20 protein-coding genes are annotated in these 18,866 nt (G+C 69.3%); 4 read left to right on the forward strand and 16 right to left on the reverse strand.

The window, feature by feature from the left end:
- Window positions 1-46 precede the first annotated feature (46 nt).
- The 4 genes from OG246_RS02175 to OG246_RS02190 all read right to left on the reverse strand — a co-directional run bounded on the left by OG246_RS02175 (window position 47) and on the right by OG246_RS02190 (window position 5,236).
- Window positions 47-1,513, reverse strand: coding sequence for an AI-2E family transporter (locus OG246_RS02175; protein WP_266454978.1), 1,467 nt, complete (start codon window positions 1,511-1,513; stop codon window positions 47-49).
- A 136-nt stretch (window positions 1,514-1,649) separates the two neighbouring features.
- Complete coding sequence (locus OG246_RS02180) at window positions 1,650-2,366, reverse strand: transglycosylase SLT domain-containing protein (RefSeq protein WP_266454981.1); 717 nt, start codon at window positions 2,364-2,366, stop codon at window positions 1,650-1,652.
- A 417-nt stretch (window positions 2,367-2,783) separates the two neighbouring features.
- Complete coding sequence (locus OG246_RS02185; protein WP_266454984.1) at window positions 2,784-4,109, reverse strand: PhoH family protein; 1,326 nt, start codon at window positions 4,107-4,109, stop codon at window positions 2,784-2,786.
- Between the two features lie 353 nt (window positions 4,110-4,462).
- Window positions 4,463-5,236 (reverse strand): isoprenyl transferase, encoded by a 774-nt coding sequence (locus OG246_RS02190; protein ID WP_266454987.1) that lies wholly within the window; start codon window positions 5,234-5,236, stop codon window positions 4,463-4,465.
- A gap of 153 nt (window positions 5,237-5,389) precedes the next feature.
- Here OG246_RS02190 and mgrA point away from each other — a divergent pair, with 153 nt between their 5' ends.
- The 3 genes from mgrA (at window position 5,390) to OG246_RS02205 (ending at window position 8,786) form a co-directional block, all read left to right on the forward strand.
- Window positions 5,390-6,430, forward strand: a complete 1,041-nt coding sequence (mgrA, locus tag OG246_RS02195; RefSeq protein ID WP_266454989.1) for an L-glyceraldehyde 3-phosphate reductase — start codon at window positions 5,390-5,392, stop codon at window positions 6,428-6,430.
- 445 nt (window positions 6,431-6,875) lie between these two features.
- Window positions 6,876-7,211, forward strand: a complete 336-nt coding sequence (locus tag OG246_RS02200; RefSeq protein WP_266454991.1) for a DUF192 domain-containing protein — start codon at window positions 6,876-6,878, stop codon at window positions 7,209-7,211.
- Between the two features lie 423 nt (window positions 7,212-7,634).
- The gene (locus tag OG246_RS02205) at window positions 7,635-8,786 is read left to right on the forward strand and encodes a winged helix DNA-binding domain-containing protein (protein WP_266454993.1); all 1,152 of its coding nucleotides are present in this window, start codon (window positions 7,635-7,637) and stop codon (window positions 8,784-8,786) included.
- A gap of 8 nt (window positions 8,787-8,794) precedes the next feature.
- On the opposite strand, the gene OG246_RS02210 is transcribed toward OG246_RS02205, so the two are convergent.
- Entirely contained in the window at window positions 8,795-9,595 is an 801-nt protein-coding gene (locus tag OG246_RS02210) for a class I SAM-dependent methyltransferase (protein WP_266454996.1), read from the reverse strand.
- A 97-nt stretch (window positions 9,596-9,692) separates the two neighbouring features.
- Here OG246_RS02210 and OG246_RS02215 point away from each other — a divergent pair, with 97 nt between their 5' ends.
- Window positions 9,693-10,205 carry a DinB family protein gene (locus OG246_RS02215; protein ID WP_266454999.1) on the forward strand — a complete coding sequence of 171 codons (513 nt, stop codon included), beginning with the start codon at window positions 9,693-9,695 and terminating at the stop codon, window positions 10,203-10,205.
- Here the strand turns inward: OG246_RS02215 and OG246_RS02220 are convergent.
- The 11 genes from OG246_RS02220 to OG246_RS02270 all read right to left on the reverse strand — a co-directional run bounded on the left by OG246_RS02220 (window position 10,190) and on the right by OG246_RS02270 (window position 18,861).
- Window positions 10,190-10,702, reverse strand: a complete 513-nt coding sequence (locus OG246_RS02220; RefSeq protein WP_266455002.1) for a GNAT family N-acetyltransferase — start codon at window positions 10,700-10,702, stop codon at window positions 10,190-10,192. The two genes, OG246_RS02215 and OG246_RS02220, sit on opposite strands and share 16 nt — an antisense overlap.
- Window positions 10,703-10,747: 45 nt before the next feature.
- Window positions 10,748-11,620 carry an LLM class flavin-dependent oxidoreductase gene (locus OG246_RS02225; RefSeq protein ID WP_266455004.1) on the reverse strand — a complete coding sequence of 291 codons (873 nt, stop codon included), beginning with the start codon at window positions 11,618-11,620 and terminating at the stop codon, window positions 10,748-10,750.
- Between the two features lie 40 nt (window positions 11,621-11,660).
- Entirely contained in the window at window positions 11,661-12,284 is a 624-nt protein-coding gene (locus OG246_RS02230; RefSeq protein WP_266455005.1) for a dihydrofolate reductase family protein, read from the reverse strand.
- Window positions 12,285-12,445: 161 nt separating this feature from the next.
- A complete protein-coding gene (locus OG246_RS02235; protein WP_266455007.1) occupies window positions 12,446-13,426 on the reverse strand; it encodes a hypothetical protein in 981 nt (326 codons plus the stop codon).
- Between the two features lie 142 nt (window positions 13,427-13,568).
- On the reverse strand, window positions 13,569-14,225 hold the full coding sequence (locus OG246_RS02240) for an OmpA family protein (protein WP_266455009.1): 657 nt from the start codon (window positions 14,223-14,225) through the stop codon (window positions 13,569-13,571).
- Between the two features lie 2 nt (window positions 14,226-14,227).
- Entirely contained in the window at window positions 14,228-14,824 is a 597-nt protein-coding gene (locus tag OG246_RS02245; RefSeq protein WP_266455011.1) for a hypothetical protein, read from the reverse strand.
- 15 nt (window positions 14,825-14,839) lie between these two features.
- Window positions 14,840-15,454 carry a pilus assembly protein TadG-related protein gene (locus OG246_RS02250; protein WP_266463779.1) on the reverse strand — a complete coding sequence of 205 codons (615 nt, stop codon included), beginning with the start codon at window positions 15,452-15,454 and terminating at the stop codon, window positions 14,840-14,842.
- Complete coding sequence (locus tag OG246_RS02255; protein WP_266463782.1) at window positions 15,451-15,654, reverse strand: hypothetical protein; 204 nt, start codon at window positions 15,652-15,654, stop codon at window positions 15,451-15,453. Before OG246_RS02255 ends, OG246_RS02250 begins: the two co-directional genes overlap by 4 nt.
- Window positions 15,655-15,768: 114 nt before the next feature.
- Window positions 15,769-16,503, reverse strand: a complete 735-nt coding sequence (locus OG246_RS02260; protein WP_266455014.1) for a response regulator transcription factor — start codon at window positions 16,501-16,503, stop codon at window positions 15,769-15,771.
- Window positions 16,496-17,974 carry a sensor histidine kinase gene (locus OG246_RS02265; RefSeq protein ID WP_266455017.1) on the reverse strand — a complete coding sequence of 493 codons (1,479 nt, stop codon included), beginning with the start codon at window positions 17,972-17,974 and terminating at the stop codon, window positions 16,496-16,498. The genes OG246_RS02260 and OG246_RS02265 overlap by 8 nt, the downstream gene beginning before the upstream one ends.
- Complete coding sequence (locus OG246_RS02270) at window positions 17,971-18,861, reverse strand: DUF5936 domain-containing protein (protein WP_266455020.1); 891 nt, start codon at window positions 18,859-18,861, stop codon at window positions 17,971-17,973. The genes OG246_RS02265 and OG246_RS02270 overlap by 4 nt, the downstream gene beginning before the upstream one ends.
- Between the last annotated feature and the right edge of the window lie 5 nt (window positions 18,862-18,866).

Below are 18,866 nucleotides of genomic sequence, written 5' to 3' on the forward strand. Positions count from 1 at the left end.
CTCGTGCTCGGTCCCGCGCGCCGCTCCCGCAAGCAGGCCGGTTACCTCACCGTCTGCGGTGTTCCTGGAGCGCGTTCTGGGCCAGAGCCACATCCACCGCCGTGGCTCCCCCGGGCTCCTCGGAGCTGTACGAACGCAGGTAGCCCACCACCGTGTTGGTGACGGCCACCAGCGGGACGGCCACCACCGCGCCGCCGATCCCGGCGACCATGCCACCCGCGGCGACCGACAGGACGACGGCCAGCGGATGCACCCGTACGGCCCGGCCCAGAATGAACGGCTGCAGGATGTGCCCCTCGATCTGCTGCACGGCGAGGACCACGACCAGCACCATGACCGCCGTGAAGGGGCCCTGCGTCACCAGCGCGACCACCACCGCCAGCGCTCCCGAGATCACCGCACCCACGAGGGGGATGAAGGCGCCGAGGAAGATGAAGACGGCGAGCGGTACGGCCATCGGGACGTCGAGGAAGTAGATGCCGAGGCCGATGAAGATCGCGTCGATCAACGCCACCACCACCGTGCCGCGGACGTACGCCGTCAGCGTGCGCCAGGCCCGCGGGCCCGCGCCCGCGACACCCGGACGGGCGGCCGCCGGAACCAGCTTGAGCGTCCACTGCCAGATCTTCTTGCCGTCGTAGAGCAGGAACAGCGTCGAGAACATCGTCAGGAGGATGCCGGTGAGGGCCTCGACGATGACCGTCACGCCTTCGAGGCCCGCCGACGTGATCTGATCCGTGTTCGTGCCGATCGCGTCGCGCAGGTTCTTGGCGATCTCGTTGATCTGCTTGTCCGTCACATGGAACGGGCTGTTGAGGAGCCAGTTCCGCAACTCGTCGACGCCGTCCTGGATCTGGTCGGAGAGGTTGTCGATGTTCTCCTGGACCTGCCAGACCACGAACCAGCCGATCAGCCCGATGACGACGAAGCCGAGGATCGCGGTGAGCGCGGTGGCCAGCCCGCGCGGCACCCCGTAGCGCGTCAGCCGGGCCACGGTGGGTTGCAGTATCGCGGTGATGAGCAGCGCGGCCACGAAGGCGAACACCACGAGTTGTACGGAGCTGATGACCCGCATCAACACCCAGAGGGTGCCCGCGAGTACGAGCAGCCGCCAGCCGGCCTCGGCCGCGACCCGTACACCCCAGGGCACCGCCACGGCGGGGTCGGGGCGTGCCGCCACCGCGGTGACGTATGCGGGAGGAGCTGGGGCGGGAACAGGAGCGGGAGGCGAGGCGGGGTCGGCAGGGGCGCCGGCGAGGTCGGAGACCACTGCCGCGTCCTGGGAGCCGGGCGCGGCCGACGGCGGCTGTGCGTCCCCTGAGGCCTTGGCCTCCCCCGGGGCCGCGTCGTCCGGCGAGGACGGGGCATCCGCCCGAGCAGCGTGCCGCACCGGCGGTTCCTCCGGCCCGGACTGCGACTCCCGCTCCACCTCGGCCCGCCGCTCGTCCAACCGCTTGCCCAACTCGGTCAGTCCGGCACCGATCCGGCCGAGCCAATCCGGTACCCGCGACATGATCCGTCCTCTTCCCCCGTTGCGCTCCACCACTCCCCCCGGAGTCGTCGGATCCGACCGTACATGGCCGAAGCCCCTCCCCGTAGGACGGGGAGGGGCTCCGAAAGGTTGAGCGTCCGGTGTGCTGAGCGCTGCCTCAGTACCAGTTGTTGGCCTGCCAGAACGACCAGGCATCACAGGGGCTGCCGTAGCGGTCGTTCATGTAGTTGAGGCCCCACTTGATCTGGGTGGCCGGGTTGGTCTGCCAGTCGGAACCGACGGACGACATCTTGGAACCGGGCAGGGCCTGGAAGAGACCGTAGGCACCCGAGGAGGCGTTGACCGCCTGGTAGTTCCAGCTGGACTCGTGGTCCACGATGTTGCTGAAGCACTGGTACTGACCACTGGGCACCATGGACTGCGCCATGGCCTGGATCTGCGCGATGGTGTAGGAGGACTGCACGGTGAAGCTGCTGGCGTCGCGAGTCGCGTCGCGGCTGGCCGCTTCCTCGGCTTCCTTGCGCTCCTTGGCGTCCTGCTCGGCCTTCTCCGCGGCCTTCTGCTTCGCGACGGCGTCGTCGGCGGCCTGCTTGCGGGCAGCCTCTTCCGCGTCCTTCTTGGCGCTCGCGTCGGCCTGGATGGCCTGAGCGGTGGCCTGCTGCGTCAGGGATGCGGTCTGTACCTGGGCCTGCTGGCCCGCGGGTATGTCCGCGAGGAGAGTCGCGTCGCTTGCCGTCGCCTCGGCGTCGTTCGAGGGAACAGCGGTGCTGCCCGAGGCAACTCCGACGACGCTTCCGACAGCGGTGACCGCGGTGGCCGAAGCCACTGCGAATCCCCGGACCGAAATCCGGCTCACACGGTTTCCTTCCAGCATCGCCCGCTTAGGTGACCCTCGCGGACGCAATCGTGCCCCTTTGACGCTGGCCTCCCAACTGCGGGGTCACGGGAGGCACGGGCCCGGTGGGCAACTCCCTTGCGGGGAGCGCCGCGTGGTGCGCGGGCGGCATACGACGGCTCTATGGAGTTCTGAGGTTCCTGTTGTGCCGTACCGCTGGGGGTACAGGTGTGTCGTATGCGGGGCCTGACAGGAGTGAGACTCTGCCGTAACCCGACGCCGGGAGGCAATTCTGAGTTGCGTGTGAAAGCTCACACCCCGTTTGCCTCAGGAGTTTTCCGGAAACAAGCACGCACCAAGACGCCGCCCGGCTAGGCTCTTCGCCTTCGCCGGACGGCGCCAACTACCGTGCATCCGCCACCCATTGACGGAATGGGTCAGGGTGGTTCAGATGGTTCAGATCTGCCCGTCCTCCAGCATTTCGGTCACTAGTGCCGCGATCTGGGACCTCTCGGACCGGTTCAGAGTCACGTGCGCGAAGAGTGGATGCCCCTTCAGTTTCTCGACGACGGCAACCACGCCGTCGTACCGGCCGACTCGCAGATTGTCCCGTTGTGCCACGTCATGGGTCAGAACGACCCGTGAATTGGCGCCGATTCGCGACAGAACGGTCAGCAGCACATTCCGTTCCAGTGACTGCGCCTCGTCCACGATCACGAACGCGTCGTGCAGGGAGCGGCCGCGGATGTGGGTGAGCGGCAGGACCTCCAGCATGCCGCGTGCGGTGACCTCTTCGATGACCTCGCGCGAAGTGACGGCCGACAGGGTGTCGAAGACCGCCTGCGCCCACGGGCTCATCTTCTCCGACTCGGAGCCGGGCAGATAGCCGAGCTCCTGCCCGCCCACCGCGTACAGCGGCCGGAAGACCATCACCTTCTGGTGCTGGCGCCGCTCCAGGACGGCCTCCAGACCCGCGCAGAGCGCGAGCGCGGACTTGCCGGTGCCGGCCCGGCCGCCCATCGACACGATCCCGATGTCCGGGTCGAGGAGAAGGTCGAGGGCGATCCGTTGCTCCGCGCTCCTCCCCTTGATGCCGAAGGCCTCGCGATCGCCGCGTACGAGCCGGACGTTGCCCTCGGACGTGACGCGCCCCAGTGCCTTGCCGCGCTCCGACTGGATCGTCAGGCCCGTGTGGACCGGCAGATCGGCCGCCTCGGGGACGTACGCGTGGCCCTCGTCGAAGAGGATGTCCACCTGCTCGCCCGCCAGGGTCAGTTCGGACATTCCGGTCCAGCCGGAGTTGCCCGTGATGGCGAGCTCCGCGCGGTACTCCTCGGCGAGGAGTCCGACGGAGGATGCCTTGATCCTGAGCGGCAGGTCTTTCGACACGACCGTGACGTCGTACCCCTCGGCCTGCAGATTGCGGGCGACCGCGAGGATGCGGGAGTCGTTGTCCCCCAGGCGGTAGCCGCTGGGCAGCACACTGGGGTCCGAGTGATTGAGCTCGACTCGTAGCGTCCCGCCGAGATCCCCGATCGGGAGAGGGGCGTCGAGGCGGCCGAACCGCACTCGGAACTCGTCGAGCAGACGCAGGGCCTGCCTGGCGAAGTAGCCGAGTTCGGGATGGTGCCTCTTGGCCTCCAACTCCGTGACCACGACGATCGGAAGCACGACTTCATGCTCGTCGAAGCGGTTCAGGGCGTTCGGGTCGGCCAGCAGGACGCTGGTGTCGAGAACATAGGTGCGCCGGTCTGGCATACGGCGCTTTGTGCTGGTCACCACGGAAGGACGTACCCCCTCGGATGAGGTCGGGGAGCGACGAAGGAGATCTGGACCGGTCTGCGGCGCCGATGCGCGGGCCGAAAACCGGCCCTCCGCTTCGTCCGTACTGACCGCACGGTCGGGCTGGTGCAAAGGGCCTCCCGGGCGGACGGCCCCGTGCCGTCCGCTGAGATCCGACGCCCGTGGTTCGGGCATCGACCTGCATGGCTTATGCCCTCGAACACGCACTGCCATGCCAGGGCATATGACCACGCGTTCGTTAACTCCAGATGACGTGTGTCCCCGGGGTGCCGTCGGCGGGCATGCCGAAGGAGCGCGCCCGTGCCGAGGTCCGGGCGTCACAAGGGGGTGTGTCAGCCGCCGTAACGCCGGTGTCGCGCCGCGTAGTCACGCAGGGCGCGCAGGAAGTCGACCTTGCGGAAGGCCGGCCAGAAGACCTCGCAGAAGTAGTACTCGGAGTGAGCCGTCTGCCAGAGCATGAATCCGGACAGCCGCTGCTCGCCGCTCGTACGGATCACGAGGTCGGGGTCGGGCTGGTCGCTGGTGTAGAGGTGCTTGCCGATGAGGTCGATGTCGACGGACTCGGCGATGTCCTCGATGGAGGCGCCCTTGTCGGCGGCGTCGAGGAGCATCGAGCGCACGGCGTCGGCGATCTCCTGGCGGCCGCCGTAGCCGATGGCGACGTTGACGACTATTCCGTCGACGTGCGCGGTGGACTCCTCGGCCTCCTTGAGGGCGTGCTGCAGATGCCCGGGCAGCAGGTCGGGCGTGCCCACGTGGTGGACGCGCCAGCGGCCGTCGGCGGCGAGGGTGCGGACGACGTTCTCGATGATCCCGAGGAGCGGGACGAGCTCCTCCGCGGGACGGTCGAAGTTGTCCGTCGACAGCAGCCACAGGGTGACGACCTCGACATCGGTCTCGGAGCACCAGCCGAGGAACTCCTCGATCTTCTCGGCTCCGGCCCGGTGCCCGTGTGCGGCGGTGGAGCCCGCCGCCTTCGCCCAGCGCCGGTTGCCGTCCATGATGACGCCGATGTGCTTGGGCACCTGATCGTGGTCGAGGTGGCCTTCCACCCTGCGTGCATAGAACCTGACCAGAAGACGGCGCAGGTTGTCGCGCAGGTTCACGTGTTGTCAGCCCCTCCGTGCAGATGGCGATCCCCCAGGGCCGACACCCTACCCCTGTGGGAAGGCAGTGTTCCCTTGGGGTACAGGGCTCCCCTGTGATGGAGCGCAGGGCGCTCCTGTGAGTTGTCAGCGCGCTGACGTAGCTTCGTAACCATGAACGACTCGTCTGTATACCGCGCCTTGACAGAGCGGTACGAATCGATGGAATACCGGCGTACGGGACGCAGCGGACTCAAGCTGCCCGCCGTCTCGCTCGGCCTGTGGCACAACTTCGGCGACGACCGCGGCCTCGACTCCCAGCGCGCGATCCTGCGCCGCGCCTTCGACCTGGGCGTCACGCACTTCGACCTGGCGAACAACTACGGGCCGCCGCCCGGCTCCGCGGAGCTCAACTTCGGCAAGCTGCTGAAGCAGGACTTCGCGCCCTACCGGGACGAGTTGGTCCTGTCGACCAAGGCCGGCTACGAAATGCACCCCGGCCCGTACGGCGAGTGGGGTTCCCGCAAGTACCTGCTGTCGTCCCTGGACGCCTCGCTGAAGCGGATGGGCGTCGACTACGTGGACATCTTCTACTCGCACCGCTTCGATCCGGACACCCCGCTGGAGGAGACGATGGGCGCGCTCGCGTCCGCGGTCCAGCAGGGCAAGGCGCTGTATGTGGGGGTGTCCTCGTACAGCGCCGAGCAGACCACCGAGGCGGCCTCGATCCTGACCGGGATGGGGGTGCGTCCGCTCATCCACCAGCCCTCGTACTCGATGATCAACCGCTGGACGGAGGACGACGGCCTGCTCGACGCGCTGGAGGCGGCCGGCATGGGCTGCATCTCCTTCGCGCCGCTCGCCCAGGGCCTGCTGACGGGCAAGTACCTCAAGGGCATCCCGGAGGGCTCGCGAGCCACCCAGGGCAAGTCGCTGGACCCGGGCCTGGCGGGCGACGCCGATGTCGTGCGCCGGCTGAACGGGCTGAACGACATCGCGGCCCGCCGCGGCCAGTCCCTCGCCCAGCTCGCGCTCACCTGGGTGCTGCGCGACGAGCGGATGACCTCCGCCCTCATCGGTGCGTCCAGCGTGCGGCAGCTGGAGGAGAACCTGGCGGCGCTGTCGGCTCCGAAGCTGACGGACGAGGAGCTGAAGGAGATCGACGCGTTCGCGGTGTCGACGCCGGGGACGAACATCTGGGCCGGCAGGCGCTGAGTCGGTCGGGCATCCGCCGGGCCGGTCGCCGCTGAGTCACCGGGGCTGGGGGCCGCGGGGCCTGGGGGGCGCACGGGGGCGCCCGTCCGGCGGGCGGTGTGCGGGCACAAAAAACGGGCCGGTCCGTGGGGGGGAGACGGACCGGCCCGAGGGGGGGTTTCCACCATAACCCTTCGTAAGTGATGCTGCGTGCATCGGCGTGCCACAACTACTCTCCGGAATCGCCCGACGACGCCGCGATGGGCCCGGAAGCCCGGATTCAGGGTGCGATCATGGCCGAATCACAGCGGAATCAAAGGGGTTCGTCGAGAACCGCGGAGGATTCGGAAAGATCCGGAGGGTTTGCTCGCTGATTGTGTTTTCCTCGGCGACTCGCCGGGACGTACTCCAAGAGAGTGACGCGCGTCGGGAACGGCGGCTTGACGCCACCGCTAACTTCGCAGCCATGGCGACGTTCACCACTCCCGAGAACCCCGAGCCGGTCCCCCTGGAGCTCGCCGAGTCGGCGCGGGCCCGGCGGCGCGGACTGCTCGGGCGGGAGGGGATCGAGGGGGCGCTGTTGCTGAGTCCGGCGAGCTCGGTGCACACGGTGGGGATGCGGTTCGCGATCGACGTGGCTCACCTGGACGGGAAATTCCGGGTCCTGGCGGTACGCACGATGCGCCCGGGTCGGGTGGGGCTGCCGCGCCCGCGAGCCAGGCACGTCCTGGAGGCGGAGGCCGGGGCGATGGAGCGGTGGGGTCTGCGGCGCGGGGTGCGGCTCGTGGTCCAGGGCCGGTGACGTCGGTCCGGTGCCGGTGACCTCGGTGCGATGCCGGTGACCTCGGTGCGATGCCGATGACACCGGGCTCCGACGGGGTGACGTCGCGTCAGAAAAGTGGACGCAGCACCGCGCAGCCCCCTCCACTGCGCGGTGCCACACGCGCAGCTTTGCTCACGCGAATTACCTTGGTCTGAACTTACGTGAGGCAAACAGCCGAGGCGAGCCACTCTGGATAACGATGTGAAAACCGTGTGAGTTGTGCGCCACACGCCGGACACGCACCCACCCACGCGCCGCCATCCACCGCCACCCACCGCCGGGTGTCCAACATATGGACGGACATCTCATGCGGAATGGGCCACATCCGCATGTTTTCGGTCAATCAGCGCCCGCCGCCTCAGCGGACAGAATCTGACCTCTTTCGGGTCTAGCGTCGGCCTCATGACCGTGAAGATCACATGGGACGAGGCGAGCGCACGGCGGCTGGAACGGCAGTTCCTCACCGTGCCCGCGAAGACCGGCACCCCCGTGGCCGAGGTGGTCGGCGCGATGCTCGGCGCGCACGCGCAGGTGCTGTCGGCGGCCGAGGTGTCGGTGGGGGTGCGGGCGGACGGGGTGACGCGGGCGGACGTACGCGCGGCGCTATGGGAGCACCGGTCGCTGGTGAAGATGCACGGCCCCCGGGGAACCGTGCATCTGCTGCCCACCTCCGAACTCCCCTTCTGGACAACGGCGTTGGCGGCGATTCCGGCCGGTTCGGGACCGTTCGCGCCGAACGCGCGGCTCACCGAGGCGCAGGCGGAAGAGGTGGTCGCGGCGATCGGGGACGCCCTGGACGGCACGTACCTGACCATCGACGAGCTGAGCGACGAGGTGGTGGCGCGCACCGGGCCCTGGGCCGGGGACCTGGTGATGCCCGCCTTCCAGACCATGTGGCCGCGCTGGCGCCAGGTGATGCACCGAGCGGGACAGCGGGGCGCACTGTGTTTCGGGCCGAACCGGGGCCGCAAGGTGACGTACACACGGCCTCCGCGCTTCGAACCGCTCGCGGAGGACGCGGCGCTCTCGACGCTCGTACGGCGCTATCTGCGCGCCTACGGACCGGCGACGGCGGCGAACTTCGCCAAGTGGCTTGCGGCGCCCCGGGGTTGGGCGGGTGAGCTGTTCGCCTCGTCCGCCGCGGCCGGTGAGATCGAAGAGGTCGGCTTCGAGGGAGGACCGGCCTGGGTGGTGGCGGGCGACACGGAGTTCCCCGCGGAACCCGTGCGCGGGCTGCGGCTGCTCCCCTACTTCGACGCGTACGCCATCGCCGCCCAGCCGCGCGAGACGCTCTTCCCCGGGCCGGCGTACGAGCGTGCCCTCGCGGGCGGCCAGGCCGGCAACTACCCGGTGCTCCTGGTCGACGGCGTGGTCGCGGGGGTCTGGCACCAGCGCCGCCAGGGCAGGCGTACGACGGTCACGGTGGAGCCGCTGGGGCGGCTGACGGCGGCGCGGGAACGGGAGTTGGCCGTACGGGTGGAGCGGGTGGGGGAAGTGCTGGAGGCGAAGGCGGAGTTGGTGATCGGGAACGTGACGGCGGGGGCGCACGCGTAGGCGCGCTGTCACGGCCTCCGGGATTCAGGCTTCGCGGCTTCGGGCTTCCGGGCTTCGATGAGGAAGCGGGTGCTGTGGGCGATGAACGGGCCCTCGGTCTCGATCTGCTCGTGCAGGGTGCGGAGTTGGGGGCGGTACTGGTCGACGGTGAAGCCGGGGACCATCCAGATCACCTTGCGGAGGAAGTGGACGACGGCTCCGATGTCGTGGAACTCGATGCGGAGGCGTTCCGAGCGCAGGTCGACGAGGTCGAGCCCGGCGGCCTCGGCTGCGGCGACGGCGAGGTCCGGGTGGCGGCCGTTCTTGACCTTGTCCGGCTGCGGGTCGAGGAAGTACTCCACGACCTCGACGACACTCGCCGGGCCGACCTGCTGGGAGAAGTAGGTGCCTCCGGGGCGCAGGACGCGCGCGATCTCGTCCCAGTAGGTGCGGACGGGGTGGCGGCTGACGACCAGGTCGAAGGCCTCGGGCGCGAAGGGCAGCGGCGCGTCCTCCGGGGCGGCGACCACCACGGCACCACGCGGGTGGAGGAGAGCGGTGGCCTTGGCGACGTTCGGCGGCCAGCCCTCGGTGGCTGCGGTGAGCGGGGGCAACTTCGGTGCGGAGGCGAGGACTTCACCCCCGCCGGTCTGGATGTCGAGTGCGGCGGACGCGCGTGCGAGCCGCTCCCCCATCGCCCGCGCGTAACCCCACGAGGGCCGCTCCTCGGTGGCCCGGCCCTCGAACCAGGAGAAGTCCCAGCCGTCGACGGACGCGGCCTCGGCTTCGCTGACGAGGGCTTCGAAGGTGCGGTTGCGGATCGCGGTCATGCGGCGGATCTTCTCAAGGGGGCGGACGGTGCCGCGAATGAATTCCGGCGCGTCGCGGTCGCCCGGCGTTGTCAGTGGTCGCTGTTACGTTCCGGGCATGACGACGAATCCAGAGGCCGTCCGGGTGCCGTACACCGGTGGCGAGAAGGAAAGCCTGCACGCGAGTCTCAACCGGCATCGGGACGCCGTGCTGTGGAAGCTGGAGGGGCTCGACGACGAGCAGGTGCGGCGCGTGATGACGCCGTCGGGCACGAACCTGCTGGGCCTGGTGAAGCACCTCGCGTCCGTGGAGTACGGCTGGTTCTGCTCGACGTTCGGGCGCGAGGTCGAGCCTTTGTGGTTCGACCCGTTCACCGCGGAGGACATGAGCGCGGGCCAGGGTGAGACGACGGCGCAGATCGTGGAGTTCTACGGCCGCGCCCGCGCCGCCGCCGACCGCACCATCGACGAACTCTCCCTCGACGACCTCGGCAAGTCCTGGAACGGTACGACCGTCTCCCTGCGCTGGGTCCTGATCCGCATGGTCGAGGAGACGGCACGGCACGCGGGACACATGGACATCGTGCGGGAGTTGATCGACGGTGGGGCCGGGGATCACCGGCCGGGCTGATGCCCCTCCTCGTCGAGCTCGTGGAGTACGAGCATGGCGTGCTCGTTCTCGCCGTGGCGGATCGTCCCGGTGTGCTGGAAGCCGTGCTTCTCCAGGAGGCGTACGGAGGCGGTGTTGCCGGTGAAGGGGTCGGCGTACAGGGGGCGGTTCTTCTCAAGGCGGAGGAAGAGGGTGAGGGCCTCGGTGGCGATGCCCCGGCCCCAGTACGGGCGGCCGAACCAGTAGCCGATGAAGCGCCGCGGATCCTGTTGACTCTGCCGGCCCGGTTGGTCGTCCCACCAGGCCACGATGTTGCCGGCCGGTTCGCCCGCGACGGTGACCGTCTGGACGAAGGCGGTGCTGTCGCCGAGGACCTTCGTGACCCAGTGGTTCATGAAGACCTCCCGTTCCCGGGAGGGGAATCTCGACCGCCGCACCGCCTCCGCGTCCAGCTGCTGCTCGTAGAACAGCTCCAGATCAGCGTCCTGTACGTCCCTGATTCGTACGTCGTCCCTCATGCTCAGGAAGTGTGGCACCGGGCACTGACAATTCCCGGAGCCCCATCAGGGGACGAGCGGCCGCACTTCCCCTGCCACGAACCGCAGGAAGCCCTCGGGATCGGGTTCGTCGGCGGTGGGCTGGAGGATCACGGTGTCGGCCCCGGCGTCCGCGAGGCGCTGGACCGCCTTGGCGACCGCGTCCGCGTCACCGGCGACTCCGTGCTCGGGCACCGGGTCCTCGCCATTGGCCGCGATCTCGGCGCTCAGCCGGGCGGCGGCGTCGGGGCCGGTGGCCGCATGGAGGTTGACGACGATCCGGTGGTAGCCGGTCCGGCCCGCCGACTTGCGTCCCTCGTCGATGAGTTGGCGTGCGCGCCGTACCCCCTCGGGTGCGGTGGCGGCGGTGAGGATGGTGCCGTCGGCGGCCTCGCCGGAGAGCCGGAGCGTACGGGGGCCGGTGGCGCCGGTGAGAACCTCCGGCGCCTGCGTCGGCGGCCAGTCGAGGGCGACGCCGTCGAGCTTCACATACCGCCCGTCCGTGCTGACCCGCTCCCCGCCCAGCAGCGCGCGCAGCGCTTCCAGGTACTCGCGCAGCAAGGTCACGGGCGACTCGGCCCGCGCCCCGACCTGTCCCATCCAGTCCTGTACGCCGTGGCCGACGCCCAGGATCGCGCGCCCCGGGAACAGGCGGTGCAGCGTGGCGGTCTCCATCGCGGTGACGGCGACATTGCGCAGCGGCACGGGCAGCAGGCCAACGCCGACCCGTACCCGTTCGGTCCAGGCGAGGGCGGCCGACGCGGCCGAGATCCCCCCTTCGAGGAAACAGTCCTCCCACAGCCAGAGTTCCTCAAGGCCCGCCTCGTCCGCCACGCGCGCCATGGCACGCAGACGCTCGGGGGGCAGCTGAGGCCGGAACACAGCACCGAGTCCAGTCATGCGGCCTTACTACCTAGGACTGGCTCGGCGGACAACTGCTTTACGCTTCGCCGCCGCCGGTGTCGGAGTCGGTGACGGTGTCGGTGTCGGTGTCGGTGTCGGTGTCGGCACGCGTATACCGCAGGAGTACGACACCGCTGTCGAAGATCCGCGACTCGACGAGCCGCAGACGGGTGAGGTAGTCCGTCTCCGGGAACAGGCGCCTGCCACGGCCGATGAGCACCGGATGGACGTACAACCGGAAGTCGTCCACGAGACCGTGCCGCATGAACTCGGCGGCGAGATCGGCGCCCCCGAGCCCCAGATCTCCGCCCGGCTGCTCCTTCAGCGCCCTGATCTCCTCGGGCACGACGTCCCGCACGATCGTGGTGTGCCCGTCCGCCCGTTGCAGCGTCCGGGAGAACACGAGCCTGGGGATGTTCCGCCAGATCCCCGCGAACTCGACCGTTGTCGGGCTGCTGGCGGGGTCCTTGTCCGCGTCCGGCCAGTACCCGGCCATCAGTTCGTAGGTCAGCCGCCCGAACAGCAGGGCGCTCAGCCCCTTGACCTCCGCGTTGACGTTCCGGAACACCTCCTCGTCGTCCACAGCCCAGTCGATCTCACGGTTCGGCCCCTCGAAGAACCCGTCCAGGGACACCGACATCATCACGACGATCTTTCGCATGGCGGACCTCGCCCGGGTCGTCTCGCTACACAGGGACGTGACCAGTCAACCAGGAGGGCACGGGACCAGCAGGGTGAAACGCCTTTCGCCTGGGGGCTCGATCGCCTGGGGCTGCTCGCGCTCGGCGATCGTCTCCGGGCGGGCGACAACGTACGGTGCGATCAAGGCGGAAGCGGCCGACCGCCTTCTGCGTCCGCAGGGGGCGAGGGCACTGGGGGCGAGGGCGCTGGGCCGGCCGAGAGGCCCGAGCCGACCGCGCCGAAGATGCCTCGGGTGGTGAGGCCGAAGTGGCGGCCACGCCAGGCGAGCCCGCCGCCCAGAAAGCCGGCCATACCGAGCACGGCTGCGTACTGCGCCGGGGCGTTCAGTGCCAGCGCGCCGATCACCAGACCCCCGGCGCCCATCGTGAGCGCCATGACTCCGACGGCTTCCGCGAGACGCCGGCCGCGAGTCGGGGTGGGGACGGGAAGCGGCTCGGTGGGGAGCGCGGCCGAGTCCAGCAGACCTGTCCAACGGCCCGCTGCCGCGCGCTCCATCACGGTGACCAGTCTCGCGACCAGTGGCGGCAGCGCATCGTCACCCTCGCGGAACACAGCGCCGGCAGCGTCGCGCAGAGCGCCCTGCACCTGGGTGATGTGCTCGGCCAGTTCCTTGCGCCGTGGAGCGCTTGCCTGCCAGTGGCCGTACTCCGCGAAGCCGCCGAGGTCCCGGATCACCGCCTCCACCCGGGCGTCGAGCGACAGGCTGTCCTCCTGTCTCTCCCTGACCTTTCCACAGGCGAGGATCGCTCTGGCGCAGTCGCCGTGGATGGACAGCGGGCAGTCCTGAGCCGTCATGCGGGTCAGGAACCAGGCCTCGCGGAGCATCCAGGTCAGCCAGGGGATGCTCAGGGCGGCAGCCAGCCAGAACTCCGTGTCTGGGAACGCCAGTGCCAGTGCCAGCATCGGCAGCAAAGGCACGATCACCGTCCCTACCGGCCAGGGCTCGCGTCCCCTGTCGGCCAGTTCGGCCTCGAACAACCGCCGCTCCAATTCCTCCGGCGGAAAGGGAGGAAGCGCGCCGTTCGCCTCGATCGCCGCGGTCACCTCTCCCACGTCGGCCGGTTTCGGGCGCTCGGCGACCACGGAACGCGCGATCCTCATAGGCCTCCCGGCGCTCCGCCAAGGAGTCGCTGTAAGCAACCAGGGCTCGTAGAACCTCACGCGGAAGGTGAGGACCAGCACGACCTCCGTGAAACAGACGCCCACTGTCTCCGCGAGGTGGCCCCAGTCCGGCATCCCGGTCTCAGCTCTGGGTTCCCGACGATTCGCCGCTCGACTCCCCCCGCGGGAACGTCACCTCGACGCGGCGGTTCTTTCTGCGGCCCTGTTCCGAGGTGTTGTCGGCGATCGGGTAGTCCTCGCTGTAGCCGCGGACCTCGAAGGTGACGTCTGTCGAGCCGAGGTAGGAGGCCAACTGGTCGTGGACCACTTCCGCGCGGTTCTTGGAGAGGGTCAGGCCGTGGGCGTACGAGCCGAGGTTGTCGGTGAAGCCGAAGACACGGACGGTCGTCGCGTTCGTGGCCTTGATCTCGTCCGCGATCGCCTGGATACGGGAACGGGCCTCGGGGTTCAGTTTCGAGCTGTCCTTGGGGAAGAGGACCTCGGCCTGCAGGGCGAAGGTCACGTCCGAGTTGGTGTCCTCTCGGCGCTCTTCGCCGCCGAGGTCTTCTACGACTGACTTGATGTCGAGGACCTTGGCGGGGGCGAGGGTCCCGCCGTCGGAGAGCTTCAACCCGGGGCTGTTGGCGTCGACTTCGGGGGGCGGCGATGTGGTGACGCTGCCCGGCGGGGCGCTGGGGTCCCCCTCATCGGCGTTCGCCGGGCTCCCGGTGAGGCTCAGGGTGGCCAGCACGGCGAGGGCCGTGAGCGTCGTCGCGGTGGTGCGGGGTGGGAGGGCCATGGCTACTCGCCCTCGGTGAGCTGGATGGAGGCGGGGGGCATGCCGCCTACTTGGAAGTCGACCTCGGTGGTGTCCGACGGGGGGGCGGGGAACTGGGCGAACCACTGAGTGGTCGCCCCCTGGCGGACGCCGCCGGTGAACTGCGTGCACAGGCAGCGGCCCGAGGTGTCCCGGAGGATGAGGTACTTCTTCTTGCCCTTCTGGTCGATCAGGCTGGCGCCGGCGATGGACCCGCCGTTCCTGGCCAACTCGCTCTCGTCACCGCGCCATTCCGCGGCCACCCACAGGGCGCCCGTGTTGTTCGTGACCGATCCTTCGACGGTCACGAACCCGCCCTCGTCACGTTTGGCGGACGTGATCGCCAGCACCAGGCCGTTCTCCCCCTTGACCTCCGCGAGCACCGTGTCGGCCTCCGGGGTCTCCGATTCCGACTGGCCTCCATTGGCGCTGCTCGTCGGGGAAGCCGACGAGGTCGAGGCTCCCTTGTCGGAGTCCCCGTCGTCTCCCCCGCCGCAGCCGGCCACCGTGAGGAGCAGCCCAGCCGTGATCGCCACCGCGCTCAGCGCCCTGCGGCCCTTCATGGTGTGCCGAAAGTCCATCGGTGCGGCTTCCTCTCACTCGGCCAGGTACACAGAGAACATCACGGACGCGTCAGGAAGGTCGTCCGGATCGAAATCTTCGGGGTCGATGTTCACGGTCTCGCCGTCGCAGACCAGTTCCACGGGTTGTGTGGGATCCGCGTTCAGATCGAACTCGCAGCGCGGCTGGACCACGGCAATGGCATGGGCCTGCGCCTGCATGCCTTCGGTACCGGGGATGATCGAGTCGCCGACCGTGTAGTTGGTCTGTATGTCGACTCGGAATCCGGGGTAGCCGCCCACCGCCTGGGGCACGATGGCCTGGACGGTCGAATCATTGGCAGCGGCCAACTCCCCGGCCGCTTCGGCAGTTCCTCCGGCCGGAAGCTCCGCATCGCCGGTCAGGTCAAGCCAATCCAGCCAGTCGTCACCCGCACCGATGGCGTCCCCGAGATCGAGCAACAGCTCGTCCCGCGCGTCCTGCGCCGCTGCCAACGCCGCAGCGTCCGCCGCGGATTGAGCACCATTGCGGGCGGACGCTGCTTGGGCGAACACGAAGAAGGCCAACGCGGCGAAGAGCAGAATCACCGTCAGCCAGATGTAGATGGGAAGTGTCTGACCTCGGTCGCCGTGCGGGTGTAGTGCGGTCAGCCTCCGGCGATGACGTTGTTGACCGCGGTCATGATCGCCCCCGAGATCGCGCCGTCCAGCCCCAGCCCGTCGATCATCGTGAAGATCCCCGCGATGATGATCATCAGGCCCGCGTACTCCACGAACCCGGCCCCCGCGTCCCGCCCTTCGCCCCGCATCCGGGAGACAACGGTCCTCGTCCACCTGTCGAACCCGTTCATCGTCACTGCCCTCCCATGCGACGCCACCATCGACCCGAGCACCGTACGTGAGAACCCGCCTACTGCGAGTGGGCCCAAGGGCCCAACTTCCCCATACTGCAGTCCGTCTCGGAGTCACCGCCTCCACCCCTCCCGCGCAGTCCCCAGCCAGTGGGCGATCGCTTCGCTCCGCGAAGAACTGTGCAGCTTTGCGAAGATGCGGTTGATGTGATTCTTGACGGTCTTCTCGCTGATGAAGCAGGTGGCGGCAATTTGGCGGTTGCTCATGCCGGATGCGATGAGGTCCATTACCTCCACCTCCCTTGAACTCAGGCCGAAGTCGGGCCGGTTGGGGGTGCGGCGGTGAAGGGCCGCCGCGTGCGTGAGTCGAGCCTTTGACGACTGTGCCACAACTGGTTGCAGATGCGAAGAGCTTTTGTTCGGTTCGTAGGAAACACCGAGTGAATTCGTGAAAGTCGGCGTGCCGTTCCTCAAGTCGCGTACTGCGGTGATCAGTTCGGCGGCGGTGAACTCTCCGTGGACGAGATAGCCGGCCGCTCCCCGGAGCAACGCCTCGGCCACGACCTCGGGTTCACGGCTGTACGTCAGCATCATCACCGGGGCGATTCGGGCCAGGTCGGGCAGGGCGGTCAGGCCGTCGGTGCCGGGCATGCGGACGTCGAGGAGTACGACGTCGGGGGCGAGGCGGGCGGCGGAGGTGAGGGCTTCGTCGCCGTCGGCCGCCGCCGCTACGACCTCGATGTCGGGGTGGCCGCCGAGCAGCGCGGTGAGGCCGGCCCGGACGACCGGGTTGTCGTCGGCCACGAGTACGCGGAGGGGCGGCGGGCCGGGAAGTGCCTGGTCAGGCATGTGCGGCCTCCTGTTGAGGGGGGTGGGGTGCGCAGGGCGTCGCGGGGAGGGCCAGAGGGAGCGTTACGGCTACCTCTGTGCCTCCCTGGGGGGATCGGCCCAGGTGGATGCGGGCGTTGAGGGTGGCGGCCCGTTCCGACATGCCCAGCAGGCCGAAGTGGCCGGTTTTCGTTGCGTCTTGAAGGGTGGTGGCCCCGGGCAGGCCTCGGCCGTCGTCCTGGACGCGGACCGTGAGATCGGTCTCGGAGGCGTCCAGTTCGATCGTCACCCGCTTCGCGTCCGCGTGGCGGTGGGCGTTCTCCAGGGCCTCGGACACGATCGCCAGGAGGTGGTGGGCGGTGGTGTCGGGGAGGGGCGGGCAGCGGCCGCCCTTGTGGTTCAGGGATGTGCTGATCTGCGTGTGTGACTCGAAGTCGGCCGTGCGGATGGTGAGTTCGGAGAGGAGGTCGGTGTGGCTGCGCAGGTCCGACAGGAGTGCGCGGGACTCCGCCGCCGCTCTGCGCGCCGCGCCCGCCACCGTTGTCGCCTGGCCCTTGAGCGCCTCTAGCGCCTTCGGGTCCGAGGCGTCCGCCGATGCCGCCAGCGCCTCCGCCGCCAGGGCCAGGCCGTGGAGAGTCTTCGCCACCGAGTCGTGCATCTCGCGGGCCAGGCGGGCTCGTTCGGACTCCACCGCCTCCGCGACCGCGAGGCGGGAGGTCGCCTCGGAGAGTGCCTGACTTGCCGTACCGAAGCGGAACATCAGGTTGCGGAGGGTGACGCCGATGATGCCGGCGCCGATGCAGAAGCCTGCGATGAGGAGGGTGTTGGCGCCCGCTCCCGGGTGGTGTGCCCAGGCTCTGTACACGGTGAGGAGGACGATCAGCTGCAGGCCCGTGAAGATGCCCGAGCCGCGCCAGCCGTACAGGAGGCCCGCCAGGAGCGGGGTGCAGACCGTCGCGTAGGCGAGGGGGGAGGCCGGGGACGCGGTCAGGAGGAGGACCGCGCCGAAGGTGAGGTCCACGGCCATGAGGGTGGGGTGGGCCAGGAGGCGGGGGCCGAAGCGGTCCCAGTCTCGGAGCATGGCGTACGAGCCCATGACGCCGAGGACCGCCGCGGCCAGTACGGCGTAGCGGGGTGGGCCGTCTGTGGCGTTGGCGATCGCTACGGGGGCGCCTATCGCTATGGCTGCCCCTCGTACGGCGAAGGCCTGGCGGCATAGGGCCTGTAGGGCGTTCAGTTGGAGGCGGATGCTGCCGGGGGCGGGGGCGTCGTCTGCGAGGTAACCGGCGTCGCCCTTGGGCCAGCCCGCGTCTGCTTCCGGGGGCCCGGCGTCCTGGTTACCGTCGGGGTGGGTGCGCTGCTCGGCGCTTGCGAGGTGCCGCTGTGCCCACCCGTGCCGCCCCTTGCGGCACGCATGCCCACAGCTGGGACGGCAGCTGTGACTGCGGCCGGCGCCCGCGGCCCACAGCCGCGTCAGCCTCATAGTCATCATCGGCCCAAGATCGAGCCGAAGTCGGTGCCCGAGCCCAGGAACATGCCCGTTGCGATCAGGATCATTGTCGCGGGGAGCATGAAGACGAGGGTGACCATCGTGGCCTTGGGGATGGTTTTCGCGGCGCGGCGGCGGGCGTTCTGGGCGTCTGTTCGGCGCATGTCGTTGGCGAGCTGGATGAGGGTGTCGGCGATGGGGGAGCCGAGTTCCTCGCCCTGCTGCAACGCCGAGACGAACTGGGCGACCTGCTCGGAGGAGTTGCGTTTGCGGAGTTCGTCGAAGGCCTGGCGGCGGCTGACGCCCACGTCCATCTGGCGGAGCGTGATGCGCAGTTCGTCCGCCCAGGGGCCCTCGTACTTCTCGGCGACGCGGTCCAGGGCCTGGCGGAAGCCGAGGCCCGCCGAGACGACGACCGCGAGGACGTCGAGGAAGTCGGGGAGGGTGCGGTCGATGACTTCCTTGCGTTCCCGGACGGCCTGCCAGATGAGGGCGTCGGCGGCCACCACGCCGAAGGCCAGGGTCAGAGCGGCGAGGAAGAGTTGGCCGTTGGAGAGGAAGACGAAGCCGAGTACGACGCCGAAGATGCCGTACACCGCCCGGCGGGCCGCGTAGCGGTTGAGGGTGAGGCCGCCGGGGTTGCCCGCCATGTCGATGCGGCGGCGTTTGGCGTCGACGCGGCGAGGGCCCATCAGGCGCAGGACCGAGGGTGCGAAGCGCATGCCGAGGCGGTCGACGGCCGAGTCCGCCTTGGAGACGCGGGTTCCGCCGACCTCCAGGGCGAGCACGAGGTCGGAGGGCAGTTTGGCGTCGGCGCGGATCATGCGGATGCCCAGGAGGACGCCCGCGACCGAGGCGGCCGTGAGGAGAGCGAGCAGCAGCGTCAGCAACGTGA

Origin of the sequence: Streptomyces sp. NBC_00620, from assembly GCF_026341825.1 — a bacterium.
Classification (GTDB): domain Bacteria; phylum Actinomycetota; class Actinomycetes; order Streptomycetales; family Streptomycetaceae; genus Streptomyces.